The organism is Ancylomarina sp., assembly GCF_041555295.1.
Classification (GTDB): Bacteria; Bacteroidota; Bacteroidia; order Bacteroidales; family Marinifilaceae; genus Ancylomarina.
This window is the reverse complement of sequence record NZ_JBFFKR010000028.1, coordinates 1-26051: the sequence shown is the minus strand read 5'-3', so window position 1 is coordinate 26051 and position 26051 is coordinate 1. Positions and strand designations below refer to the sequence as shown.

Annotated in this window: 20 protein-coding genes and 1 pseudogene; 5 read left to right on the top strand and 16 right to left on the bottom strand. The window is 36.6% G+C overall.

The window, feature by feature from the left end:
• The 5 genes and pseudogenes from ABY905_RS04195 to ABY905_RS04175 form a co-directional block, all read right to left on the bottom strand.
• Positions 1-302: pseudogene (locus ABY905_RS04195) on the bottom strand (hypothetical protein); the annotation flags it as partial.
• Between the two features lie 108 nt (positions 303-410).
• Positions 411-1445: an L-erythro-3,5-diaminohexanoate dehydrogenase gene (locus tag ABY905_RS04190; protein WP_372640869.1), complete on the bottom strand. Its 1035-nt coding sequence runs from the start codon at positions 1443-1445 to the stop codon at positions 411-413.
• Between the two features lie 80 nt (positions 1446-1525).
• The gene (locus tag ABY905_RS04185; protein ID WP_372640867.1) at positions 1526-2350 is read right to left on the bottom strand and encodes a 3-keto-5-aminohexanoate cleavage protein; all 825 of its coding nucleotides are present in this window, start codon (positions 2348-2350) and stop codon (positions 1526-1528) included.
• A gap of 99 nt (positions 2351-2449) precedes the next feature.
• On the bottom strand, positions 2450-2833 hold the full coding sequence (locus ABY905_RS04180; RefSeq protein ID WP_125028883.1) for a hotdog domain-containing protein: 384 nt from the start codon (positions 2831-2833) through the stop codon (positions 2450-2452).
• A gap of 76 nt (positions 2834-2909) precedes the next feature.
• Positions 2910-3560: a CoA transferase subunit A gene (locus ABY905_RS04175; protein WP_372640864.1), complete on the bottom strand. Its 651-nt coding sequence runs from the start codon at positions 3558-3560 to the stop codon at positions 2910-2912.
• Positions 3561-4056: 496 nt separating this feature from the next.
• Between ABY905_RS04175 and ABY905_RS04170 the strand changes: the two genes are divergently transcribed.
• Positions 4057-7077 carry a protein O-mannosyl-transferase family gene (locus ABY905_RS04170; protein ID WP_372640862.1) on the top strand — a complete coding sequence of 1007 codons (3021 nt, stop codon included), beginning with the start codon at positions 4057-4059 and terminating at the stop codon, positions 7075-7077.
• Between the two features lie 77 nt (positions 7078-7154).
• On the opposite strand, the gene ABY905_RS04165 is transcribed toward ABY905_RS04170, so the two are convergent.
• From ABY905_RS04165 to ABY905_RS04150, 4 genes are all read right to left on the bottom strand, one after another.
• Entirely contained in the window at positions 7155-8501 is a 1347-nt protein-coding gene (locus ABY905_RS04165; RefSeq protein WP_372640860.1) for a TolC family protein, read from the bottom strand.
• Between the two features lie 186 nt (positions 8502-8687).
• On the bottom strand, positions 8688-11720 hold the full coding sequence (locus ABY905_RS04160) for an efflux RND transporter permease subunit (RefSeq protein WP_372640858.1): 3033 nt from the start codon (positions 11718-11720) through the stop codon (positions 8688-8690).
• Positions 11717-12790 carry an efflux RND transporter periplasmic adaptor subunit gene (locus ABY905_RS04155; protein WP_372640856.1) on the bottom strand — a complete coding sequence of 358 codons (1074 nt, stop codon included), beginning with the start codon at positions 12788-12790 and terminating at the stop codon, positions 11717-11719. Before ABY905_RS04155 ends, ABY905_RS04160 begins: the two co-directional genes overlap by 4 nt.
• Before the next feature lie 117 nt (positions 12791-12907).
• Positions 12908-13513 (bottom strand): TetR/AcrR family transcriptional regulator, encoded by a 606-nt coding sequence (locus tag ABY905_RS04150; protein WP_372640853.1) that lies wholly within the window; start codon positions 13511-13513, stop codon positions 12908-12910.
• A 182-nt stretch (positions 13514-13695) separates the two neighbouring features.
• On the opposite strand from ABY905_RS04150, the gene ABY905_RS04145 reads away from it, so the two are divergent.
• On the top strand, positions 13696-14307 hold the full coding sequence (locus ABY905_RS04145) for a polysaccharide deacetylase family protein (protein WP_372640851.1): 612 nt from the start codon (positions 13696-13698) through the stop codon (positions 14305-14307).
• Between the two features lie 96 nt (positions 14308-14403).
• Complete coding sequence (locus ABY905_RS04140) at positions 14404-16332, top strand: carboxypeptidase-like regulatory domain-containing protein (RefSeq protein WP_372640848.1); 1929 nt, start codon at positions 14404-14406, stop codon at positions 16330-16332.
• A 77-nt stretch (positions 16333-16409) separates the two neighbouring features.
• On the opposite strand, the gene prfB is transcribed toward ABY905_RS04140, so the two are convergent.
• The 6 genes from prfB to ABY905_RS04110 all read right to left on the bottom strand — a co-directional run bounded on the left by prfB (position 16410) and on the right by ABY905_RS04110 (position 21128).
• Positions 16410-17511 (bottom strand): peptide chain release factor 2 gene (gene prfB, locus ABY905_RS04135; protein ID WP_372640845.1). Its coding sequence is split into 2 segments (ribosomal slippage): positions 16410-17447 and positions 17449-17511, totalling 1101 coding nucleotides; the frame shifts between segments, so codons are not numbered across the junction.
• 130 nt (positions 17512-17641) lie between these two features.
• The gene (yidD, locus tag ABY905_RS04130; protein WP_372640843.1) at positions 17642-17884 is read right to left on the bottom strand and encodes a membrane protein insertion efficiency factor YidD; all 243 of its coding nucleotides are present in this window, start codon (positions 17882-17884) and stop codon (positions 17642-17644) included.
• Positions 17823-18269, bottom strand: a complete 447-nt coding sequence (locus tag ABY905_RS04125) for a ribonuclease P protein component (RefSeq protein ID WP_372640840.1) — start codon at positions 18267-18269, stop codon at positions 17823-17825. Before ABY905_RS04125 ends, yidD begins: the two co-directional genes overlap by 62 nt.
• A 155-nt stretch (positions 18270-18424) precedes the next feature.
• Positions 18425-19183, bottom strand: coding sequence for a uroporphyrinogen-III synthase (locus tag ABY905_RS04120; protein ID WP_372640838.1), 759 nt, complete (start codon positions 19181-19183; stop codon positions 18425-18427).
• A 44-nt stretch (positions 19184-19227) separates the two neighbouring features.
• Entirely contained in the window at positions 19228-20169 is a 942-nt protein-coding gene (locus ABY905_RS04115) for a DUF4271 domain-containing protein (protein WP_372640836.1), read from the bottom strand.
• Between the two features lie 116 nt (positions 20170-20285).
• Entirely contained in the window at positions 20286-21128 is an 843-nt protein-coding gene (locus ABY905_RS04110) for an MBL fold metallo-hydrolase (protein WP_372640834.1), read from the bottom strand.
• Between the two features lie 336 nt (positions 21129-21464).
• Here ABY905_RS04110 and ABY905_RS04105 point away from each other — a divergent pair, with 336 nt between their 5' ends.
• Both ABY905_RS04105 and upp read left to right on the top strand, forming a co-directional pair.
• A complete protein-coding gene (locus ABY905_RS04105) occupies positions 21465-22823 on the top strand; it encodes a UDP-N-acetylmuramate--L-alanine ligase (RefSeq protein ID WP_372640831.1) in 1359 nt (452 codons plus the stop codon).
• 340 nt (positions 22824-23163) lie between these two features.
• Positions 23164-23814: a uracil phosphoribosyltransferase gene (upp, locus tag ABY905_RS04100; protein ID WP_372640828.1), complete on the top strand. Its 651-nt coding sequence runs from the start codon at positions 23164-23166 to the stop codon at positions 23812-23814.
• Positions 23815-23888: 74 nt separating this feature from the next.
• Here the strand turns inward: upp and ABY905_RS04095 are convergent, their stop codons facing one another.
• A complete protein-coding gene (locus ABY905_RS04095) occupies positions 23889-25547 on the bottom strand; it encodes a S41 family peptidase (RefSeq protein ID WP_372640825.1) in 1659 nt (552 codons plus the stop codon).
• Positions 25548-26051 lie beyond the last annotated feature (504 nt).

The following is a 26051-nucleotide window of genomic DNA, read 5'->3' as shown; positions in this document are numbered from 1 at the left end:
TGCAATGGATCTAGTAGGTCAGCATCAGCATGATGAACTTCCAATGCAGTAGGAATAGCCTGCTTACGAACAGGACAATCTGGATTATTTACATCTACTAGAGATAAATAATAGGGTGTAATAGCCATACGCAATGTTGCCAAGGACTTCTCAACACCTTCTTCTTCATCAGCTGTAAGGCTGATATACTTTTTAAGATCTTTTAGAGTTTCGATACGGTTTCTTACCTGCCATCTCCAATCGTTCCACTGTTCGTCTGTAACCTCTGGAAACATTTCCTTACGTCCCTTATTTTCAATCATCATATTTTGTTTTAGTCTCAAGATTTAGAATCAAGTATCAAGGAGAAATTTCCTGTTGTATCAAAAATTATATCTTGATACTCGATACTCTTATCTCAATTCTATAATCTACACGTATAATTTTTCAAATAACTCTCTAATTCCTGCTGACTCTCTAATGATTTCAAGTGTTAGATCAGCATGACCAATTGCATAACCGTTTCCAACAATCATATCAACATCTTTACCTACACCTTCAGCACCTAGAGCTGCTTTAGAGAAAGAAGTTGCCATAGAGAAGAAATACACACAACCACGATCTTTAGTGATCAGGATTGATGACATTTCAGTAGAAGCAACATTTACATTATTGATAACCACATCGCAACCTTCTTCGCCACAAATCTTAGTTACCTCAGTGTAAACATTCATTACATCAGTCGCATCTCCAACAATTACGTCAGTAGCTAAACCAAGGTCAGTAATACGTTTTGCATTCTCAGCAGAATACTCAACTACAATTACTTTTCCTTTAGGACCTACTTTTTTCATTGCCTGGTAGCAGCAAAGAACACCTGATTTTCCACCACCACCGATAATGCAAACGGTGTCTCCTTTTTTAACCAAACGATCAACCTGAGCAGGAGCACCAGCTACATCAAGAGCAGCTAAAGCTAATTTCTCTGGTAAATCAGTTGGAAGAACTGCGTATAAACCTGAAGCGAACAGAATCGCTTGTCCATCGATATCAACCTGATCGTTAGATAAGTTAATATTCTTGATTTTATCAATTTTAAGAGGAGTAAGAGATAGAGAAACCAAAGTCGCTACTTTATCACCTACCTTAAGATCTTGATTTGGGAAATTTGGTCCAACTTCTTTAATTGTACCAATCAACATTCCACCAGAACCCGTAACTGGGTTTTGCATTTTGCCTCGTTCAGAAACGATAGAAAGAATCATTTCTTCCATCTTAGCCGTATCAGCGTCACAAGCACCTTTTACTTGAGTAAAACTTGCCGAATCAATGTTTAAAGTTTCAACATCGATTAAAACCTCATTGTCGTAAATTGACATGGTGTTATCCAACTTAATAGCTGGCTGTGGAAGTGTTCCTTGTGGTTCAAGGACTCTATGAGTTCCGTATTTGTTTCCTGCTTTCATTCTATATGAATTAATGATTAGTGATTGGTAATTAACAATTGAATCTTGATAATTATTAATCACTAATTGATCATCTTAACTTATTTTGCTTTTAAACCTAAAATTTCTCTTGCTTCTGCTGGAGTTGCAATTTCGCGACCAAATTCATTAGCCAAACGAACTACTTTCGCTACCAACTGACCATTCGATTCAGCAACAACACCTCTCGAAATCATGGTATTATCCTCGAAACCAACACGAACATGACCACCATCGATGATAGCCGCTGCAGCTAATGGGAATTCGAAACGACCAATACCGGCAACCGTGTAAGTTGCATCAGTAGGAATACTTCCACGCATGAAGTTGAAATCGCGAAGTGTTCCGGAGATACCTCCGTTTACACCCATCACAAAATCGAAATGCATAGGTGATTTGATAAATCCTTTTTTCTCAAGACGCAAAGCCATGTCAATCATCGACTTATCGAAAACTTCTAATTCAGGCTTAATACCTCTCTCAATCATTTTCTGACCGAAATACTTGATTGTATTCTCTGTGTTTTCGAAGATTTCGTCACCACCAAAATTTAATGTTCCACAGTCAAGAGTTGCCATTTCAGGATTCAACTCAGTAGGCTGAAGTCTCTCGTCATTGGTCATTCCAACTGCACCACCTGTAGAAGGTTGGATAATAACATCAGGGTATTGAGCGTGAATCGCATCCATTACTGTCTTAAAACGATCCTTATCTTGAGTTGGTGTACCATCGTCCTTACGAACATGAAGGTGAATGATACTAGCACCAGCTTCAATAGCTGACCCAGCTTCACGAACACATTCTTCAACAGTATATGGAACAGCAGGGTTATGCTCTTTTGTTACTTCGGCACCACTTATTGCGGCTGTGATAATTAACTTTTCCATGGCTTAAGTATTTAGAAATATGAGTCGAGAATGAAATAAAATTAGTTAGTCGGTAATTTCTTGGTCGTCATTCCCGACTCATATCATTAAAATCAAATATTATTTACGTTGGCTGGCTTTTGGTGTTACACAAGTACCAACTGCACGACATGTTACGATTGGCTCTTCAAGTAAATCACAAGCTGAATCAGAGATGTCAGTTCTAGGAACAATAACCTTACGCGCTTCGAATTTCATTTTACGACTTGAGTTACCTTCTTTGATAATCTCACCAACTGCTTCGATATAATCACCAGCATAAACAGGAGCTAAAAACTCAACGCTTTCGTAACCTGCAAACAAACCTTCATCGCCATCACGACGAATCAATAACTCAGTAGCTACATCACCAAAAAGTTGAAGCATCTTAGCGCCATCAACAAGGTTTCCACCATAATGAGCATCGTGTGAACTCATGCGTACTCTAATAATTGCCTGTTCCATAATAGTATAGTGTTTGTATATTTTGTTTAAATAGTCAAATCAATCTGAGGATTGTGAACCCTCAATCAAGGTTTAATTAGTTTGCTCTTACGATATAATCAACGTAGATAGATGGAGTCTTCACTTCTTCTGGTTTGAATGTTCCAGCCTCAACAATTTCTTCAGCTTCAACAATTACAAGATCTCCAGCAGTCGCCATCAATGGATTAAAATTCTGTGAAGTTCCACGGTAAGTAAGATTTCCTTGTGTATCACTCATGCTAGCTCCGATTAGTGAAATATCAGCATGTAAAGGTTTTTCAAGAATAAATTCTTTTCCGTCAACTGTAACGATATCCTTTCCTTCAGCAACCATAGTCCCCAATCCTGTTGGAGTTAACACACCACCCAGACCAGCACCACCAGCACGTACACGCTCTGCTAGAGTTCCTTGAGGGCTGAACTCAACAATTAGTTCACCGCTATTCATTTGCTCAATTGAAGCAGAGTTCGCTCCAACATATGAAGTGATGACCTTGGCAACTTGCTTGTTTGCAATCAATTTCCCTAAGCCCTTATCGGCAAATGCCGTATCGTTACAAACGACTGTTAAATTTTTAACATTCGAGGCAACAATGCCATCAACCATTTGGTTGGCAGTTCCAACCGATAAAAAGCCACCAATCATGATAGTCATACCATCTTTAATCTTGGCAACAGCCTCTTCAAATGAAATTATCTTGTTCATCACAGGATTCGTTTTTTAATTAATTGCAAAGCATTTCTTAACAGTCATTTACACCCGTCCTGATGTAAAATCGCATAGCAAAGATAATTTTATTTTCGGTGCATAAAAGACTTACTAATCTGCACACTAGCCTTGCTTATTAGGAATAATTCTAAACACATCACCACTGCTTAAATTCATTCTAAATAGCTTCGGAAACCTTTTCGTAATCCGTATTGAAAACAAACGCTATGTTTATATTTAAACATTTATATTTCTATTTCACACTGCTGTGTTTTAAAACGGTCAATCAACACCTGCTGAAGAACATTCATAGCGATGAAAAAAACATCGACCAAAGCAATATTTAGATTCATTCTTAAATATGAAGCTTATCTATAGCTCTATTTTTCAATGGATGATATATCCAATCATTTTACATTTTTTCACATGATCTTTATAAGAGCTTCGTAATTATTTCCCTAAATTCGTTGACCTAATTTTAACTCATCACCACATGTCAAAATTCCAAAAATTCAATATCATTGGAGGCTGGTTAGTTTTTTCCATTTCAGCTCTGGTATACCTTCTTACACTTGAACCTTCAGTCAGTTTCTGGGATTGTGGCGAATTTATAACGGCAGCCTACAAGTTGGAAATTGGACATCCTCCAGGAGCACCTATTTTCATGTTGCTAGGGCGATTTTTTTCTCTTTTTGCATCAGACGAATCTCAAGTTGCCTTAATGCTAAACAGCCTTTCTGCAATAGCTTCAGCCTTTACAATCATGTTTTTGTTTTGGAGCATTACTTATTTGGCTCGCAAACTAATTAAACCTGAAAACGGTGACTACAATTCAATACAAACGGGTAAAATATTGAGTGCTGGTCTGATTGGAGCTTTAGCTTATGCATTCTCAGATACCTTTTGGTTTTCAGCAGTAGAAGCGGAAGTTTACGCGCTGTCATCACTGTTTACAGCGGTCGTATTTTGGGCTATTCTAAAGTGGGAGAGCGAAGCCGATTCCCCTCATGCAAATCGATGGTTAATTTTGATTGCCTATCTAATGGGCTTATCTATTGGTGTTCACCTATTGAACTTGCTTGCTATACCTGCTATCGTAATTCTCTTCTATTTCAAAAAATATCCTGTTACAAAAAAAGGGATCCTTATAGCCTTATCTGCTGCGATTCTACTTTTGGCAAGCATCATGTATCTGATTATTCCTGGGGTTTTAAAAGTTGGAATCTGGTTCGAGTTTGCCTTTGTCAATGGTCTCTCTCTACCCTTTAATTCAGGTTTGTTATTCTACTTAGTTCTCCTATTTATTGGACTAATTATTAGCATTCGATACAGTATTAAACGCCAAAAAGTTTTATTAAATACGCTTCTTACAGTTATAAGTGTCATACTTATTGGCTATTCATCCTATAGTCTAATTATGATTCGAGCATCTGCAAACCCAGCTTTGAACCAGAATAATCCGAAAGATGTTTTCTCTCTTCTATCCTATCTCAACAGAGAACAATATGGCTCGAATCCTCTTATTTATGGACAATATTTCAATGCTCCTACTGATGAAGAGAATCCAAGTAGCGTATCAAAAAAGGTATATATTCAAAAAAATGGGAAATATGAACTCTCTTATGAGTTAGAAAAAAATAATTATAGCTCGAGTCATAAAACCCTTTTCCCTAGAATGTACACCAAAGGCATGTCGGGACGCGCTCCCGTAGAATATGCCAAATGGACAGGGCTCAACCCTAAACAAAAGGAAAAACCAAGCTTTGGACAGAATTTAAACTTTTTCTTTTCCTATCAGATTAATCACATGTATATCCGATATTTCATGTGGAATTTCGCAGGTCGACAGAATGATGTGCAATCCTATGGAGATAAGACAAAGGGTGCGTGGATATCAGGGATTCCTTTCATCGATAATCTCAGGTTAGGTGATCAATCATTGCGATCGGATGATATGAAGTCGAATAAGGCCAACAACACCTATTATTTTCTGCCACTAATTCTGGGGCTTATAGGTCTGGTATATCAATACAAACACAGTAAAAAAGGGAAAAATGATTTCTATGTGGTCCTACTCCTATTTCTCTTTACAGGATTGGCTATCGTTCTATACTTAAATCAACCCCCTTTGCAACCTCGCGAGCGTGATTACGCTTACGCTGGATCATTTTACGCCTTTGCAATTTGGATTGGACTTGGTGTGCTTGCGGTGATTAATGGCCTTGAAAAATACCTGACTCCTAAATTGAGCTTGATTCTCGCCTCATCTATTTGCTTCCTAGCTGTACCTGCTTTACTTGCTCAACAAAACTGGGACGATCATGATCGATCTGATCGATATTTCGCACACGATTTGGCCTATAATTATCTGAATTCATGCGCCCCAAATGCGATCTTATTTACCATGGGCGACAATGACACCTTCCCACTTTGGTATTTACAGGAGGTTGAAGGTATCAGAACCGATGTTCGGGTTTGTAATCTAAGTTACCTTTCAACAGATTGGTATATCGACCAAATGAAACGGGACAACTATGATTCAAAGAGCCTGCCTATATCAATGGATAGAGAGAAATATTTGATGGGTAATCGCGATGTTGTTTACATCGTAGATGATCCTCGATTTGAAGCTTGGGTGAAGAAAAATAAGGGACTAAATTTAAAAGATGCCCTTGAATATGTTCTATCTGACAAGGAAAGTACAAAAACAATTTATGGCTACGATCAAAAAATTGATCATATACCGGCCCGAGAATTTAGACTGCCAATAGACAAACAACAGATTTTGGCTACCCAAACTGTATCGGCGAAAGATTCTACCAACATCGTATCTCAGTTGGAGTGGAAACTTAATCAGAATTTCATGGAAAAATCGGGTTTAGCACTTTATGATATGCTTTTAACCAACAATTGGAAACGTCCTATCTACTTCTCTCAAACCGTACCAAAATCGGGCTATTATGGCCTTCAGGATTACTTTCAGTTGGAAGGTTTAGCTTATCGATTAGTCCCGATTAAAACGGCTGACACAGCCAGCAACCTTGGACGTATCGATTCTGATATCCTATTCGAAAATATGATGAACAAATTCAAGTGGGGCAATATCAATAAAAAAGGCATCTATAGAGATGAAAACATCAAACGAATGTGTCTTAATTTGAGAAATAACTTCCTAAGTCTTTCAAATACCCTAATTTCTGAGAATCAAAACGAAAAGGCAATTGAAGTTCTGGATAGAAGTAGAAAATTACTTCCTAACGAGGTCAGTTCATACGATTATATCGCTCTATTAATGGCTGAGAATTATTTGAAGTTAGGTAAACGTGATACAGCTATGGAGATGATGAACATCATCCAGACACGCTTAACTCAAGAGCTAAACTATTATAACAGCCTAAAACCAACCAGTTTGTCAGATTTTGTGCGATCCGGAAGACGTAACGAAGCATTGCTTGGCGAGATGAAACGGATTATTGGACTCTACAAGAAAAAAGAGCTCACAAAAAGCGAATAAAATAAAAAAAATGAGGGGATGCATAAACATCCCCTCATTTTAATTCATAACCTTATTAAATCAAATACAATTCAGTATTAGATCTGATCCAGCTCACCAATAGCTTTCAGATAAACTGAATACATCTGCTGACAACTAATTTTAGCATCAATATAATTGCTGTAAGAAGATTGCCAGGACACCTGTGCATCGAGCACCTGAGTCACTGAAGCGACACCAACGGCGTAATTATTTCTAGTGATCGTCAAGTTTTCTTCTGCCTGTTCCAATGAGGTTTCAGTAAAGCTCATTTTCGAAATGGCTACCTTAAGTGCATATAAAGATTGTTGCACATCAAGAGCAACTAGATCTTTGTTCTTTTCCAATTCATTAACAGCCTGCTGATGCGTAATTTTGCTGCGCTTGACAGCCTGTCTTTTTTCTCCCCAATGAAAGACTGGAACGGTTAATTTTGCTGAAGCATTCCATGACATTTCAGCCTCATCAACTCCAAAATGATTTGGATTACCGTAGTAACTGTTCACACCAACATTTAGGCTTGGCAATTGATCAGCACGTGTCATTTTAACACCAAGTTCACCCATATCAACAGCCAGTTGACCCATTTTTAATTCAGGTCGTTGGGCCAAAGCTTTTTTATGAGCTATTTCAAAATCAGGAAGTGTCGCTTTGTTCACAATAGAGTCCTTTAACTGAACTTTTTGCCAAAGAGGAAACCCAATTAGTCGACAAAGAGACATATTGGCTAAATCGACACCATTTTCGGCTTCAATATTGGCCAATTTCACATGATTCAGATTCACTTGAGCCTGTAAGACATTATTCTTTGTGGCCAAACCAACCTCATATCGATTATTAATATCCTTTTTAAACTCTTCAAGAAACTTGATACTCTTTATAGTCAAAATCACCTTTTCTTTTAGTGAAACGATAGTCCAATAGGTATCGTCAGTCTCCAATAGGAGATTCGATTTTTCCAGACGAAGGTTCTCTTTTGAGAGGTCAACATTCTTTTGACTCAGCTTATTCAGGTTTCTAAGCTTTCCTCCCATATAAATAGGCTGAACGAGTGATAAATTAAGCCTATATAAGTTCTCTGGAGCTTCGTAAAGCGTTCCTCCAGGAAAAAGAACACCACTAGGACTTAAATCCACGTTAGGTAGCTGAAAAGCCGGCATTTTTGTGACCTGAGGGTCTCCCAGGCGAGTTAAGCTAGCAGAAAAATCAAGTTTAGGTAATTGATTGGTTTTATTTGATTTCAGATGACTTTCATAAATCGCAACATTTAAGGCTGCATTTTGCACATCCTGATTGTGTTCTTTTGCCAACTCTCTACACTTCTTCAAACTCAAAACCTCTTGTGAGATAGAGGGTTTTACAAAGCAGATTGAAGCAATAAACACTAGTAATATTTTATATCGCATTGTATTATTTTTTTAAAATTTCTGAGGTTCTTTCAGTTTCCCCTCCTTCCTTTTAAGGAGGGGTGACTTACTTCTAATTTTAGAAACAAGTCGGGGTGGTTAAAAAAACGACCTCTCAAACCACCTCCCCCTCGTACCTCGGGTACTCCTCCTTAAAAAGGAGGAGAAGCAGGAGATAATATCATACTAATCAACAATCTTAATCTTATAGAACAAGCAAAAGAATAGCGGTACTACAAATAGTGTTAGGATGGTCGCGAAAAGCAATCCAAACATGATGGTTGCCGCCATAGAGCCATACATAGCATCGTTAATCAGTGGAATCATACCTAAGATCGTCGTAAGTGCTGCCATCATCACAGGACGCATTCTCGATATTGCCGATTCAACAACAGCTTCGAGTGGCGACCTATCTTTTATCAGCACATTAATCTGATCAATCAGAACCACAGCATTCTTGATGACCATTCCCAGCAAGCCTAAGAAACCTACAATAGCCATAAAACCAAAGGCTTTATCAAAGACAAATAGCCCGTTAGCTACACCAATAAATGAGAGTGGTAGCATCAAGAAAATAATCATAGTCTGACGGAAAGAATTGAATAAAATCACAATAACAATCATCATCAGTATAATTGCCAAGGGTAGAAATGCACCCACATTTTCATTTCCTTCAACTTGTTTTCTATGCTCACCATCCCACATCAAATAGTAACCTTCAGGTAATGAAATGGCTTCGACCTTATATTTTAATTTCGCTAAAAGCTGATCGCTTGTTATGTCAGAAGAAATAGGATCACATTGTGCTGTGATAGAACGGCGACGGTTAAATCTTCGAATCACAGGATCTTCCCAAGCCATATTTGAACCATCAAGAACCTGATCGAGAATAGTAGCAGAAGCTCCACCACCCCACACGGGTAGATATTGCAACTGGTTATTTTGATCATGGGTATCATCTACAACTTTCAGCAAAATGCTTTGGGCTTGATCGCCATCGTAAAAACGTCCAACTACCGCACCATCATTTGCCGTTTGTAATGCCATTGACATTTGTTGTCGACTCACATTTGCACGTCTACCTTTCTGCTGATTATAAACCGGTTCCCAGGTCATCACTTTCTGTCTCCAGTCATCACGAACATTGATTGCCAACTCTTCATGACGCATGATATCCTTAGCCTGATCAGCCAAAGCATGTAAAACTGCGGGATCAGGTCCCATAAATCGAGCCTCAATCTTAAACTCCAAAGGTGGACCTCCCAACAATAACTTTGAATGTACATTTGCTCTAGGATAATTCTCCTTGATATAAGTGTCAATTGTCGTTCTCACCTCAGCAAGATTATCAAACTCATCAGTTCTAACCAAAAGCTGCCCGTAAGATGAGTTGTTCTTAACAACTTCAGCCATCAAAATATATCGGGGTAAAGATTCTCCAATTGCTGTTGTAACTGACGTCACATGATCAACCTTCATTACAAATTGCTCAATCTCCTTCAAATCAGCTTCGACCTCTTTAATATCAGTTCCTTCGGGCAACCAATAATTCACGGTTACCAAAGGTTTCGTTAGTTCAACAAAGAATGGCTTTTTGACTTTACCAAAAACCATTAAGCTACCAATCAAAACGAGTATAATGACTGTCAGTGAAATCAAACGATGACGCAAAACCTTCATCAAAAGCTTCTCGAATATTTTGTAACCTTTTCCTGAAAAAGGCTCTTTGTTCATCGCACTTTTATTCACTTTTAGAAAACTGTCACTAAAAAGAACATTCTGTGTTACAGCGAAAAGCCAACTCAATCCCAATGAAATTGCTAAAACCTGAAACATAGATCTACAGATTTCACCAACTGATCCCGGAGCCATATAAATAGGAAGGAAGGCTAAAATGGCAATCAAGGTTGCACCAAACAAAGGCCAAATCGTTGTTTCGGCTCCCATCAATGCTGATTTTCGTCTGGAATGCCCTCTTTGCAAGGCGACGAGTGCCCCATCCGTGACTACAATGGCATTATCAACCAACATACCCATGGCCACAACGATAGCAGCCAATGACGTTCGTTGCAAAGCAATATCACCCGCTAGCATCACAATAAAAGTGGCTAGAATTGTAAGAATCAGTCCACTTCCAATTAGTAAACCTGATCGTAAACCCATAAACAGAAGAAGAATAACGACTACAATAGCTACCGATTCGGCGAGATTAGTCATAAACAAACTGTTTGATTCAGCAACCTCGTCAGATTGAAAATAAACCTTATCAATACTCAAACCTATCGGTAACTGAGTATTTAATTCTGCCAGGCGTTTATCAATATCTTCACCTACATCCATCACATTAACACCCCACGACATCGACAATCCAACACCAATAGACTCCTTACCATTAAAACGCATTAAGTTTCTTACTGGCTGCTGATAAGCTTCTTTTATATCAGCTATATCTTTAAGTTTAATCTGTTGATTGCTGTAATCCTGAATCACCAAATCGCCAACTTCTTCAACGGTCTTAAAACTACTTCGGTCGCGGATTTTTATTCTCTGTCCATCAACTTCAATCTGTCCATTATCCCATCTCGAATTCAGATCATTTAAAATACCGATGACCTGTCCTGGGTTAATTCCAAAACTAGCCATTCTAGAACTCAACAAATTGATCTCGATACTTTCCGTTTTTGTTCCAAAGAGCTTAACCTTTGCGACACCTTTAACCATCAAAAGCTCACGCTTCAGCATGGCTGAATAATCCTGAAGTTCAGCATAGCTGTAGTCTTCTCCTGAAAGGGAAAGAAAAACACCATAAACATCTCCGAAATCATCTAAGACCATCGGGTAGGCAGTGCGTGGTAAATAAGGTCTGCAGTCGTTAACCTTTCGCCTTAAATCGTCCCAAATTTGGGGCATATCAGCTGTTTTCTTGCTTCCTTTAATCTCAACGGTTACAATTGACAAGCCTTCTTTCGATTCCGATTCGATAAAATCAAGCCCTTTAGTTGCCTGAACAGCTCGTTCAATAACATCAGTAACTTCTAATTCAACTTCATGAGGAGAAGCGCCTTTGTAGGATGTAATTACCAAGGCTGTTTTCAGTGTAAATTCAGCATCTTCAAGCTTTGCCAACTTCGTATAGGAAAATACACCTCCAACAAGACTAAAGAAAACGGCAACCCAGATTACAACCCTATTGTTGACCGAATAATTAGCTATATTCATAATAGACCTCCTATGTTTGAATTGGTCTTCTCGGTCAATAGTTTCACAGCTTGTTTATCGATAAGGAAAGTCGCACCAGCAACCACAATTTGTTCACCTTCAAGAATTCCTTTTCGAACCAATACTTTATCATTGGCTAATAAACGAACGACCTCAACTTCACGCTGATTAACTAAATTCTGTTTTTCGTTATAAACCCAAACAATACTCTTGCCTTTATAATTAATAATAGATGCAACTGGGAGTTCGAAGCCATCTTCAGTAGTCGTTTCCCTAATCTCGATATTTAAACTTGCATTCATTCCTGGACGAAGGTTTTTCGACTCCTCCTTGTTTAAGTATACTCTTATAGGATACATCTGATTATTACCAGCCGTTTTTTTACTTATTTCCTTCAACTTGGCAGAAATAACTCTTGTTTTACCATTTTTAACCGTACAGGTATACGATTTAAAATCGCCGGAATGGCTAGCAATACTTTCAGGAAGACCTGCAATTACTTCAAGAACAGAAACATCTAGTAAGGTCAAAATTGGATAACCTGCTCCAACTTTTTCAAAGTTTTCAACCATTTTAGTCTGTACGTAACCATCGAAAGGAGCGAAAAGTTTGGTATCGTTTAGAGCATTTGTTGCTTTATTGAAATTAGATTCTGCCACTGCTGCTGCAACCTCTACTTTTTCTTTAGTGCTTTCGGGTATCGATTTTTTCTCATAAAGTTCCTGATAGCGTTTTGCATCCTGCTTAGCATGTTGCCAATTGGTTTTAGCTGCTTCCAAATTAACCTCAAAATCACGAGGATCAATCTCAGCTAATAGGTCACCCTTTTTTACGAACATGCCTTCTTTTGCATTAAGCTGAACCAAAGGACCTGGAACTCGAAATGCCAATTTCACCTCTCGGGATTCTTTTACTTTTCCGGGGAAAGTGTGGATAGACGTGTTATTGCTACCTTCTACAGTCATTACTTTCACAGGACGTATTGCCTTTTCAACTTCTGTTTTAGCTTTACAGCCAAAAAGGAATAAGGATAAAATTAATCCAGCTCCCAATAATCTTATTGATGTCATCAAATTATTATTTAGATATTTCATTTAAAATTCCGATTCATTGATTAAACGTTTGTTTAATTCATGATCATAAAAAAAACACGCAAATAACTTCGCGGTTTAATCACCCTATATAGCTTACTCTTTTCCCAATTGAAGCGTTAAATAATCCTGTACAAACAGATGTAAATATCTTCTTATCTCACTTTTATTATTGCTTGAAAAGCTTTGATTTTCCAATGCTGTATCCAATGCTCTTGGTGTTGATAAAGCCTTATTAACCATTCCCAATATCATAACTGGAATCATCTTGCAGAGAGTTTCATCAATATTAGGCTTGCAAGCCTTGATGCATTCGTAAGTATATTTCTGATTTTTTGAGACGATAGCTAAAATCAAATCGACAATGTTTTTATTCCGATTTAATGACAATTCTGTTCCAAAAACATAACTCACCATATCGTGCTCAACAAAATGGTCGATAATGGTTATAAATAATTTTGAGACTCTTTCTCGCGGCTCAAGATCCAGCGATTTAATATGATCCGTTTTTTCTTTTAATTGTCTGGCAGTTTCTGAGATTAAATCAATCAGGACACCTTCCTTAGATTTAAAATAATAGGAGATCATAGCAATATTTACCCCTGCTTCTTTCGCGATTTGTCTCACACTGGTTCCGTCATAACCATTCTTCACAAACAGCTGAGCTGAGGCATTCAAAATTTTAGATCTACTATCTTCCATATCAATTAATTTGATGCAAAATTAAACAAGCGTTTAACTTCTGCAAGGGAATTTCAAACTTTTAACATCATTCTACGTGAAAAACAACTCAAATGCAGCTAAATATGAAAATATATTTCTTCATCTTTTTATGCATTTTCCGTCAAGACTTATACTTTTGATGCATTAAATCAATTTATTTTATGCGATTCGTAAGAATACCTCAACTTTTAAAGAAGCTATTTCCTAGCCTGACTTGGGATTACAACACAAGCGAAAAAGTGGTTTACATCACCTTCGACGATGGTCCTATTCCAGAATCCACAGCATGGACTTTAGAACTTCTTAGGTCGAAAAATGTGAAAGCCACTTTCTTTTGTGTGGGCGATAATGTGAGAAAATACCCAGAAATCTATCAAGGAATATTAAATGAAGGGCATGCAGTAGGTAATCACACTCACAATCATTTGAGAGGTTTTACGAATCAAACACAAAGCTATGTCGACAATGTGAAGTTGGCAAGTCAATACATCGATTCCAAGCTGTTCCGTCCTCCTTATGGCATGATTAAACGTTCTCAAGCCAAAGAGCTCTTAAAGAGCTATAAAATAATCATGTGGGATGTTTTAAGTGAAGACTACCGTCAGGATATTACGCCTGAAGAATGCTACCAAGCTGTTCTTAAAAGCATCCGACCTGGATCAATTGTTCTTTTCCACAATCACATCAAATCAGAAGCGAATATGCGCTATGCATTGCCTCGTTTGATTGATGAACTTAGAAATAGAGGGTTTCAGTTTGGGGTTTGTAAATAGAGCAAGGCTTCTTTATCAACTTGACATGTTTGACAAGTAAATATGTTCAACAATAAACATATCTTCGTCTAGAATTATCACTTCTTAAATTCTAGCATGCGCCTAATCACCTTTCTTCTCATTTTATTTACGACAAGCACCTTCGCACAAACAGTTATCACTGGCAAGGTTGCCGACCAAACCAATCAAACTTTGCCCGGAAGTAGTGTTTATATAAAAGGCAGTTATATTGGTACAGTCAGCAATAGGCAAGGTAATTTCAAAATAAAAATCCCTAAGACACACCAATCAAGCAAGCTATGCTTTAGCAGCATAGGCTATCAAACCAAAGAAATTAAATTAACCAAGTTGATAACTCCCCTACTTGTAAAACTACAAAAGGATACTGCTCAGTTAAATGAGGTGTTGGTAATGCCCAAAGATACTTTGCTTGCCTTATTGCGAAGAGCTTACGGGAAAATTAAGGATAACTACCCCGATCTTGATACTCGCATGAAAGGTTTCTACAGAGAAACGTATTATAATCCTGATAAAGATGAATATTTGTATTTTGGAGAGGCTATAGTCGATGTTTTTAAAACACCATACAGCAACACTTCTAAAGGACAGGTCAAAGTTGTAGAGAGTAGAATGAATAAACACCCCTTATACCACAAATACAGTTCGGTGATGTGGTATGGAGGTTTGCATTTTCCATTAACATCGGATGATGTCAAACGTCGAGCCTCCTATTTATCACCCAATGATTTTAAAAAATATGATTACAGCATCTATAAGGATAAATTAGATGGCAAATCTGTTTATCGAATAGAATTCACACCTAAAGAAGATAAGAAAGTTAGATATCAAGGAAAATTTTATCTGGATATAAACTCATTAGCCTATTTATATTATGAGAGCTCTTATACCGACTATGGTATAAAAGAAAGAAATAAATCCTTATCTCGTTTCGGACTTAAGGTTACAAAAAGAACAAAACAATTAAAATACAAATACTGGAATGGGAAATACTACTTTTCCTATATTTCTGACACAGAAAATCTTTACAATAAAAAGACACAATCCGATTTAATTCAATTTATCGAATATCTCACTACAGATATCAATATTCTGGATACCAAACCCATTCCATTTACAGAACAAACAGAATTAACAGATGTATTTTATCTAAAGGCTGAGGACATACAAGAATCGAACTGGGAAGATCAAACGTTAATTCAAGCAGACAGCTCCTTAACTAAACTAATGGAATATAGTCCTAAAAAGTCAGATCTCTTATTACATAAAGAACACGACCTGCCTAAAGGCTATCAGTTTAAGCAGAAACTAATGAAAGTTCTCACTCACACCTATGCAGATATTTACATTGGAGCAAAATCGAATAAATCTATAGCCGCAGCAAATATAATCTACTCACCTTCCTCTGATTTATCTTTTAATAAATCAATTGATACTGATAACAGTCCTGAATTCTCTTGGGGGATGAAAGTGGGTTATAAATTTAATGCTCATTTTGACATCAACTATGATTCGCAAGAAGCTATTGGCAAAAATATATCTGAATTAAAATCATTGGGCTTTGCATACGAAACCCCAATCATCAACAGAGGGCGTCAATTGTTACTGATGTGTGGTGTCAATTATTTCTTTTCTCAGGATGGTATTCATATTGGGGATTTTAAATCGGAATCGAACTTTAAAGCTGGAGGTAAAAAGTTTAATGCTGACAAAATTGCTTTGTATGTAGGAAAGAAAAAACAAGGTGTTTCGTTTGATTTAGGTCTTAGAACCAAACTGAAAAAATTCTATAGTTTATTTGTAATGGGAGGCTATCAATTCAATTTACAGGAACAAGACCGTTTGTTTATTCAAGAGAAATCAGGCTTCTTTCTTACTCGTAAAAAAGCGAATATTTCATTAAAAGATTCCTCAATCGAGTATTTTGAAAATGGTGTACAAACCTCTACAACAAACTTCGATACAAATAAATTTCATTTTAAAGTTGGTATAAGGATTATGCTCTAAAATGAAATCGCAAATAAAAAGAAAGAGCAGAAACCTGAAAGTCTCTGCTCTTCTAATATTTATATCTACTAAATTGATTAGTCGTCTTTGGCCTCTCCACCAAATTCCATCAAATAGGCTTTGATAAAACCATCCAAATCACCATCTAAAACGGCTTGTACGTTGGAGGTTTCGTGTCCTGTGCGGACATCTTTAACCATTTTGTAAGGTTGCATCACATAAGAACGAATTTGTGAGCCCCACTCTATCTTTTTCTTAGAGCCTTCAATCTTATCCAATGCATCCTGTCGCTTGCGCAATTCCAACTCGTAGAGCTGCGATTTAAGCAAGCGTAAAGCATTCTCCCTATTTCCGTGCTGCGAACGGGTTTCGGTGTTCTCTATAATGATACCAGTGGGTGCATGTCGTACTCGAACGCCTGTTTCGACCTTATTCACATTCTGTCCACCTGCCCCACCTGACCGGAAGGTATCCCAAGAGATATCTGCAGGATTGATTTGAATGTCAATCGTATCGTCAATAGCTGGATATACATAGACTGAAGCAAAGGTTGTCATGCGTTTATTGGCCGAATTGAAAGGAGACAAACGCACTAAACGATGCACGCCACTCTCCGATTTTAAGAAACCAAACGCAAAATCACCCTCAAATTCAAGAGTTGCAGACTTTATTCCAGCCTCGTCGCCTTCCTGATATTCCAGTTGACGAACCTTGTAACCATTAGCCTCGCCATATCGTAAATACATACGATAAAGCATGCCTGCCCAGTCCAAACTCTCGGTACCACCGGCACCAGAGTTGATTTTCATGATGGCTCCAAAATGATCCTCCTCTTTACGGAGCATATTTTTAAGTTCCAACGCATCAATCAGCTTTAGCGTATTTGCATATTGCAAATCCACTTCTTCTGGAGAAGCTTCACCCTCTTTTGCAAATTCGAAAAGTACCTGCAAATCTTCCTCAGCAGCTTTCACTTCATCGTAAGAATCGACCCAGGCTTTTAAGCCTTTTACTTTTTTCATTTGCACTTCAGCCTCTTTGGGATTATCCCAAAAACCAGGCACTTGTGTGCGTAAATCTTCTTCTTGTATCTGAATTAATTTGGCATCGACGTCAAAGATACCTCCTCAACGCTATCGTGCGCTCCGCTAAATCTTTTAGCTGGTCTAATGTTATCATGAGTATATGTGTTTAATTATTGATTGTCAAAGTTAACAAAATTCGATTGTCAAGCCTGATGAAACGTACTCCATCCTTCTCTACTTAAGATAAAATAGCGTCAGAAATAAAAACTGTTGAGAATGTGATTTTAGGGCACTGGATCGTGTCCATGTCCGCCCCAAGGGTTACAGGATAGAATTCGTTTAATAGCCAGATAGCTGCCTTTAAACGGGCCGTGAGCCTTTAAGGCCTGCATAGCATAAGTAGAACAAGTGGGTGTATATCGGCAAGCCGAGGGGGTTAATGGGGAAATAAACAGCTGATAAAATCTAATCGGCAGTATCATGACGAAGAGAATCGCCTTCTTTAGTATTTTTAGCAAACTTGTCATATTCGGGTCCTATGCGCCTAAGAGCTTTTACGAGTTTCGTATCCATCTCGGCTGATTTTAGAATGGTTTTAGGCAAATATACAATCATAAACGATATTTGCGCCTGTCTCTCATTCAAATCATTATAAAGCAGGTGTTTATTCAAGCGATAGATTTCACGAATTCTTCGTTTCAAAAGGTTTCTCTTAACGGCTTGCTTAAAACTTCTTTTAGTGACTGTGATAGCTACTTGGGCTGGAAAATCAACATCAAGAGTTGCACTTTTCCAGACGATTCGAAAAGGATAGCAGGTAAAGCCTCTACCTTCGTCAAACAAAGCACTAATTCGCTTTTTATGGCAAAGACGTTCGTCTTTTGTAAAGCTATATCGTAAAGAATCGGTCATGAATTATGGATGCTTTGAGCTTGAAGCCTAAAATTACTAAAACATCTAAATATTAAAGATGGCTTTAGGATAAAAAAAAAAAAAAGGGAAAAGTAACTTTCCCCAATTTCTGTTGAAGAGATCTTTTTTAATAACAAAGATCAACTTCTAATATTTTACTTGTCCTTATTATCTTTATTGAATGCTTTAATATACTGATCCAAGGCCATTGTCATTGATGGAGCTTGTGGCATTGGAGCTTGAATATCAAGACGAAGATTTGCATCAGTTACAGCTTTAGAGGTTGCAGGTCCAAATGCGGCAATAAAAGTTCCATCCTGATCAAAATCAGGGAAATTTTGTAATAGAGATATGATTCCAGACGGGCTATAAAAAGCAAGAATATCATAATTTACATCAGCTAAGTCAGACAAGTCACTGCTTACAGTCTTGTAAAGAATAGCTTTTGTGTATTTAATCTTATTCTTATTCAACAAAGCAGGAATTGATTGCTTGTGAATATCAGATAGAGGTAATAAGAACTTCTCTTTCTTATGCTTCACGATAATGTCGATAAGATCTTCGAAAACCCTAACCCCAAAGAAAATTTTTCTCTTACGGTACACGATATACTTCTGAAGATAAAAAGCAGTTGATTCTGAAATACAAAAATACTTCATATCATCCGGAATCGTAACTCGCATCTCTTCCGCAATTCTAAAGAAGTGATCAATAGCTGTCCTACTGGTGAATATTACTGCAGTATGGTCAAGAAAATTAATTCTTTCTTGTCTGAATTCTTTAGCACTTACACCTTCAACTTGAATGAAAGGGCGAAAATCAATTTTTAAGTTGTACTTTTCTGCCAGATCGAAATAAGGCGACTTTTCGGTTTGGGGCTTCGGTTGCGAAACTAATATTGTTTTGATTTTCAAGGCGATATTCTTTAATTAAAACATTATTTTCCACTCTACTATTCCTATCCTACTAATAATTTGTAAATCATCAGCAAAGGGAATATTTCCAGTGCGCAAAGATACAAAATCATATAAAATATAGAAACATGTTTACGCAATAATATTTTCAAACCTCTTGCAATTCTTAGAATGAAAAAGAAGAATATCATGAAAACCCCAATATACATCAGCCATACCACAGCATGAGCCTGTACAAATGGCAAGGCAATAATCACTGGAAAAAGGAATAATCCTAGATTTTTATTGTACAAAAAAGTCGTAAAAACATACTCTTTACTCTCATTACTCCCCTTAAAAACATATCCTAAACTCCTAATAACGACTACTTTTCCTAAGTAAAGAAGGAGAATTACTATAAAAATTAGGATAAATTCTTTAAATCCATATTCTTGAGCAGATGAGATTAAATTATGATTTATGATACTTACCACAAATAAAGAAATATTAACAACAAACAGAAGATTGATAATTGCAGAGCCTTTCACCATATTAATATTCTTCTCTAAAAAAAGATTATTAGCTGTATGAGAATTAAAAACCGACTCAACCAACTTCGACAAGTACCTGCCAAACAAAAACTTGACTGAAGCAAGCAAAAATAAGGAAAACAGAATAACACCGACAAGCCAGTCGTTTCCAAATCCAATATTCTGGTATCGAGAAATCTCCTTTCCCCCATACTTAGGTTCCTGTTGGACCACAACCTGCTGAAGCGTATCAGAACCAATGATTGAATCTTTTACGATTAAGCTTGAATCCCTTGAAATTGAATCTGCTCTTTGAACCAATGACATTTCATTAGTCAAAGAATCTTTAATCATCCTTGTATTTAAAGCTGGTAGATCTTTTTGAGAAGCTTGCTTCAAAGTATTCCCAGTCGATTTGGAGGTATTAACAAGCGTGTCATTAATTGCATTAAAATCAGGGGAATAATTGGTCTTCATATTTTATTGTTATCGGTCTAAATTATATTTTCACAAATATACAGGAATAAAAGAAATCAAATACTCTTGATGGCTTTTCATTAATTCACAAGCTAATAATTGTCGAATTTTACGATCTAAAATAAACTCTTTAAGCTAAAACTATCCTTTGGCTTAACCCCACGAGCTGTTTGTTCTAACGAACAACATTCGTTCATGATATCATGCTGAAAAAAAAGACTGAAATTCTTCTCTGCCGCCTCCTTTAGAAATGCTTCTTTTTCTTTAAGGGCTACTGTTGGAAATAAGTCATACGCAGCAATCCATTTCAGGTTCACATTAGCCATCGTCGGAATAAAATCCGCTGTAAAAGCAATTGTTTTATCCTCATCACTGACTAAAACAGCCATTAATCCCGCTGTGTGTCCATTAAACATTCTGACCTCGACATTAGAAAATAGTTCTCCATCATGCTCAACCAAATTCAATTTGCCTGCTTCAAAAATTGGCATCACATTTTCAGGAAAATAACTATCTCCTTCACGAACATTGGGATTCAAATAATTTTCCCATTGAGCCTTACTTACCCAATGTGTTGCATTTGGGAATACAAGTTCCAGTTCTTTTGTTCCATTCTTATAACGAGTGGCTCCTCCACAATGATCAAAATGAAGATGCGTAAAAATAACATCGGTAATATCTTCAAAAGCAAAACCCAATTTATTCAAGGACGTTTTTAAACTATCCTCTCCCCATAGATGATAATGACTCGTATATGAATCAGCTTGTTTATCGCCAGTTCCATTATCAATCAGGATTCGGCGATCACCATCAACAACAAGCATGCTCCTTAAAGCACAATCACAAAGATTGTTCTCATCGGCCGGATATTTTTTGCTCCACATTATTTTTGGAACCACACCAAACATAGCCCCACCATCACATTTAAAATTCCCAGTTTCTATTGAATAGATTTGCATGTTATTTGCTATTATTTTTAGAATATTATAGAAGTTCAATTTCCCACCTATTATCCTCTTTTAAAATCACTCATCTTATTATTAGAGCCTAAAGTAATAAAGAAAAAAGAATACTGCCAATCACATCAGATTTGATTATATTTAGCTTCCGTAAGTTTTCAAGGGGTAATGATTAATTCTCAGATGCTTTAAACCTGTAATCACACAAGTCAATATTTAAAGTTCAAATACAAGTAACGAAGCTTATATCATTGAAAATTAACAGATAATACAACACAGTTATAATTAACCCATAAATTGAGTTTTCCATCATTCAATTGTATCAAAATAACATAAATGAGAGTACATTTTATAGCCATAGGTGGGGCTGCGATGCACAATTTAGCACTTGCCTTACACAAAAAAGCATTTCAGGTTTCTGGATCGGATGATGAAATATTTGATCCTTCTAAAAGTCGATTGGAACAATATGGTTTACTACCCGAGAAATGGGGATGGTTTCCTGATAAAATTACATCTAAAATCGATGCTATCATATTAGGGATGCATGCCCGAATTGATAATCCAGAGCTTTTAAAGGCAAAAGAATTGGGTTTGAAAATTTACTCTTATCCGGAATACATTTACGAACAAACTAAAGATAAAACACGAGTTGTTATTGGAGGTTCTCACGGGAAAACAACAACCACATCGATGATTATGCATGTTTTGAAATGCAATAATATCGATTTTGACTATATGGTTGGTGCCCAAATAGAGGGTTTTGATACAATGGTGAAACTTAGCGAAGATGCCAAGATTGCTGTTTTTGAGGGTGACGAATACTTAGCTTCTCCTATCGATCCTCGTCCAAAATTTCATCTTTACCACCCACATATTGCCCTTTTAACTGGAATAGCTTGGGATCATATTAATGTTTTCCCAACATTCGACAATTATTTAAGTCAGTTTGAAAAATTCATTGGTTATATCAAACCTCAAGGCAGTCTCATCTATTTTGAAGAAGACGAGCATATTGAAAAGATGATCCAATCAAAAAGAGACGATATTAAATATCACCCATACAATTCACATCTTCATACAGTGAAGAATGGTATCAGTTCGTTAATAACAAAAGATGGAAGGCTTGAATTGTCAATTTTTGGTGATCACAACCTGCAAAATTTACAAGGCGCACACTTTGTTTGTAGAGAACTAGGCATAAGTGACGAGAAATTTTATTCTTCAATTAAAAATTTTGGTGGAGCAGCCAAGCGCCTTCAAACCTTAGCTCAAAATGAACAAACTATCGTCTATCAAGACTTTGCCCACTCGCCATCAAAACTTCAAGCGACTACAAGAGCAGTAAAGAATCAGTTTACAGACAGAAAGCTAGTCGCTTGCATGGAACTTCACACATTTAGCAGTCTGAAAGAAGAATTTCTTCCAGAGTACAAAGACAGTATGGCTGTGGCTGATATTGCATTGGTGTATTTCAATCCTAAAACCGTTGAGCACAAAAAACTGAAGGCTATCTCTGCTCAACAAGTTGAAGAGGCATTCGGTGGCACTAACTTAAAAGTCTATACAGATTCCCAAATCCTATTATATGACTTAATGCATTTAAACTTCGAAAAAACGAACCTCCTATTAATGAGTTCAGGGAATTTTTCGGGCTTAAATCTTAAAGAATTAGCTGATAAAATCATCGAATAAGAAAACACGATCAATTTATTTTGAGATTAATTAGAGATGCTAACCATGGTATCTCTTTTTTTTCTTTCACCTCTTCAAACCAAACTCATTAAGTTTATAAAATACATTTTTTATTAACTCTCAAACCATACAAATCGACAATTGATTCAGCTATTAAAGCGAAAATAATATGACGAGTTTTAATCTATTTATAATTGCAAAGTTAACTAGCTAACTCAGGTATTATAGGCCCTATAAAGCATCAAAACACCAAACACTTATAAAAAGAGCTGAAGAACATAGAGAATATTTCTTTAGATATCCCTACATTTGCGCTCAGCTAATTTTTAAATACGACATCATGGTGCATACTATTGGGGAAAACAATTCCCTATTCAACCAATTTATAGCTGAAATCCGCGACGTAAATGTTCAAAAAGATCCTTTACGATTCAGAAGAAACCTAGAAAGAGTAGGTGAAATCTTTGCTTATGAAATCAGCAAAACTTTTAATTACTCTGAAAAAGAGGTTCAAACTCCACTAGGAACTGCAAAGATGAATCTTCCTGAAGATGAGATTGTAGTAGCTTCTATTCTTAGAGCTGGTTTACCATTACACAATGGTTTATTAAACTACTTTGATCGCTCAGAGAATGCCTTTATCTCTGCTTACAGAAAATATAATGAAGCTGGCGAATTCGAAATTAAATTCGAGTACATTTCAGCTCCATCTATCGAGGGCAAAGTCGTTATTCTGGCTGATCCAATGTTGGCAACTGGCTCGTCTATGGAACTAGCTTACAAGGCTCTGTTTACCAAGGGAACACCAAAACATGTTCACATTGTAGCTATTATTGCAAGTGCTGAAGGGGTCGAATTTGTGAAAGAGAAACTTGCTGGTGAAAACATTACGCTTTGGATGGGTGCTGTAGATGCTGAATTAAATTCAAAATCATATATCCTTCCTGGTTGTGGTGATGCAGGTGATTTAGCTTTTGGAGCAAAACTTTAAGTATCGCAAATAACATATACTAAAAAAAGACCTGCCAACAGCAGGTCTTTTTTTTTATCTCCATATTCCAGAGCTTATCTTTTCAATATCTCTTTATACTTCTTTTGATCTTTAAGTGCAGTCATAGCCTCTTTTAAAACCTTATCATCACGCAGAGCATACTTGATTCCACCTATTTGATAATGATATCGCTTAACGATTTCATGAGCTATCAGTGTCTTAATTTCCTTTTCAAAAACCTTCATGTCACGGTCTAGGTTTGGAGTTAGTTTAGCAGAAATATTATCAAACTCCTCTTGAGCAATCTCAAAATATTTTTCTTCTTTTGCTGCTTTCTTAAGCGCCTCTAGAATCTCAGTACCTTCCGATTTATATTCGAATTTTTCAGCTTTCAAAAATTGCTTAAAATCCTCGTAATCCTGATCTGACAATTCGAAAGAAGTCGCATCTGCAATTTCAGCATGCTTGTTGGCATACTGTGTCGCAAAATCGAATACCTTATACTTTCTAATTAAGCCAACAGATAAACTGCTAAACAAATCCATTTCAACTTTCACATCGGGTAAAATACCTCCTCCATCACGAACTTTACGTCCATTCTTTGTTTTAAATTCGCTAGTCAAAGTATCAGGTACTTTCCCTACGCTTCCATCTTCATTTCTATGGCTATAATCCAAGGCTTGAATACATCTTCCACTTGGGATGTAGTATTTAGCTGTCGTTACTTTTAACTTAGAATTATAGCTCAAGTTACGTGTTGTTTGTACTAAGCCCTTCCCAAATGTACGTTGACCGACAACTATACCTCTATCTAAATCCTGGATGGCTCCAGAAACAATTTCTGACGCGGAAGCTGAACCTCTACTTACTAAAATTGCAATAGGAATTTCAGTATCTAAAGGTACTTTATCAGCTATATAAGACTTATCCCACTGACTCACTTTACCTTTCGTACTTACAATATTTTCACCCTTTTCAACAAATAGATTCACAATATCAACGGCCTGATCTAACAAACCGCCAGGGTTTCCACGTAAATCAAGAATAATTGACTTTGCTTTCTCCTCCTTAAGTTCACGTAAAGCATTTCTCACTTCACCTGATGCCTTATTGGTAAACTGATTCAGGTTGATATAACCAATAGAATCCTCTAGCATTCCATAATAAGGAACTGATTTCAGCTGAATATCAGCACGAACAACCTCCTTTACGATCAACTTGTTCACCCCAGGACGACGAACCTTAATGGTAAGTGGCATGTTGACTTGACCTTTTAATAAATTACTAACATCGCTCGTCTTCTTCTTATTGATTTTTATGCCATTAATTTCGACAAATACATCACCGGCTTTCAATCCTGCCTTATCTGCTGGAAGATCTTTATAAGGTTCGGCAACAATAATATCATCACCATGCTTACTAATTAATGAACCAATACCAGCATATTCTCCCGTTGTCATCAACTTAAAATCCTCTATCTCCGATTCAGGAATATAGGTTGTATATGGATCAAGTGATAAGAGCATGGCATCCATACTTTTCTTAATTAGATCACCAGAATCAATCTCATCAACATAAAACATATTGAGCTCTCTAAAGAGCGTATGGTAAATATTTAAATTCTTACTGATTTCGAAATTTTTTTCGTCCCTGTTGAATCCATAAAAGGCTCCACTACAAAACAATAGAGCAGCCAATATTATCAGGATTCCTTTCTTCTTAAATATCTTCATATTTCGAGATTTGAATTTATAGATTTCTAAAATTAGAATACTGGTGTTTAAATAATTGAAAATTTAATAAAATCAATTCAGAGAAATAGTCCCAAACACCTAATTCCACAGCCATAGAGAGAGCTGTAAGTCAAAGATAGGAAATATGATTTAAGCTTCAGGTTTTTATTAACATTTATTAATATAGGGTATTATGATGAGAAAACAATTTAAACAACACCAAGTAAATCAAACTTAAGTTGTTCACCAAGTGACTTTTAATACTCATTCAACAAATGAATAAAAATATAAGTTTTCTACAATTAAACATTAATACTCGAAAGTCTTATTTTTAAAGGCTTCAGATAAGAATTAAACCTCACCAAAACACATAAAAGCCCAATTCACAGATGATTATATTTTTTTTATTCAATATTATTAGTTAACTTTTCTTTAGAATTAGATTAAAATCTAGTTCATTGGGTTAGTAATTATTAACTCCTTTCTTGTTCGGATGTTAATAAC

What these genes read in the sequence shown, in the direction of transcription:
- yidD (WP_372640843.1), bottom strand. Translation starts at nt 17,884, where the DNA reads ATGACAAGTTTGCTAAAAATACTAAAGAAGGCGATTCTCTTCGTCATG.
- ABY905_RS04150 (WP_372640853.1), bottom strand. Translation starts at nt 13,513, where the DNA reads ATGGAAGATAGTAGATCTAAAATTTTGAATGCCTCAGCTCAGCTGTTT.
- ABY905_RS04145 (WP_372640851.1), top strand. Translation starts at nt 13,696, where the DNA reads ATGCGATTCGTAAGAATACCTCAACTTTTAAAGAAGCTATTTCCTAGC.
- ABY905_RS04105 (WP_372640831.1), top strand. Translation starts at nt 21,465, where the DNA reads ATGAGAGTACATTTTATAGCCATAGGTGGGGCTGCGATGCACAATTTA.
- ABY905_RS04190 (WP_372640869.1), bottom strand. Translation starts at nt 1,445, where the DNA reads ATGAAAGCAGGAAACAAATACGGAACTCATAGAGTCCTTGAACCACAA.
- ABY905_RS04170 (WP_372640862.1), top strand. Translation starts at nt 4,057, where the DNA reads ATGTCAAAATTCCAAAAATTCAATATCATTGGAGGCTGGTTAGTTTTT.
- ABY905_RS04165 (WP_372640860.1), bottom strand. Translation starts at nt 8,501, where the DNA reads ATGCGATATAAAATATTACTAGTGTTTATTGCTTCAATCTGCTTTGTA.
- upp (WP_372640828.1), top strand. Translation starts at nt 23,164, where the DNA reads ATGGTGCATACTATTGGGGAAAACAATTCCCTATTCAACCAATTTATA.
- ABY905_RS04115 (WP_372640836.1), bottom strand. Translation starts at nt 20,169, where the DNA reads ATGAAGACCAATTATTCCCCTGATTTTAATGCAATTAATGACACGCTT.
- ABY905_RS04180 (WP_125028883.1), bottom strand. Translation starts at nt 2,833, where the DNA reads ATGGAACAGGCAATTATTAGAGTACGCATGAGTTCACACGATGCTCAT.
- ABY905_RS04125 (WP_372640840.1), bottom strand. Translation starts at nt 18,269, where the DNA reads ATGACCGATTCTTTACGATATAGCTTTACAAAAGACGAACGTCTTTGC.
- ABY905_RS04185 (WP_372640867.1), bottom strand. Translation starts at nt 2,350, where the DNA reads ATGGAAAAGTTAATTATCACAGCCGCAATAAGTGGTGCCGAAGTAACA.
- ABY905_RS04095 (WP_372640825.1), bottom strand. Translation starts at nt 25,547, where the DNA reads ATGAAGATATTTAAGAAGAAAGGAATCCTGATAATATTGGCTGCTCTA.
- ABY905_RS04175 (WP_372640864.1), bottom strand. Translation starts at nt 3,560, where the DNA reads ATGAACAAGATAATTTCATTTGAAGAGGCTGTTGCCAAGATTAAAGAT.
- ABY905_RS04155 (WP_372640856.1), bottom strand. Translation starts at nt 12,790, where the DNA reads ATGACATCAATAAGATTATTGGGAGCTGGATTAATTTTATCCTTATTC.
- ABY905_RS04140 (WP_372640848.1), top strand. Translation starts at nt 14,404, where the DNA reads ATGCGCCTAATCACCTTTCTTCTCATTTTATTTACGACAAGCACCTTC.
- ABY905_RS04110 (WP_372640834.1), bottom strand. Translation starts at nt 21,128, where the DNA reads ATGCAAATCTATTCAATAGAAACTGGGAATTTTAAATGTGATGGTGGG.
- ABY905_RS04160 (WP_372640858.1), bottom strand. Translation starts at nt 11,720, where the DNA reads ATGAATATAGCTAATTATTCGGTCAACAATAGGGTTGTAATCTGGGTT.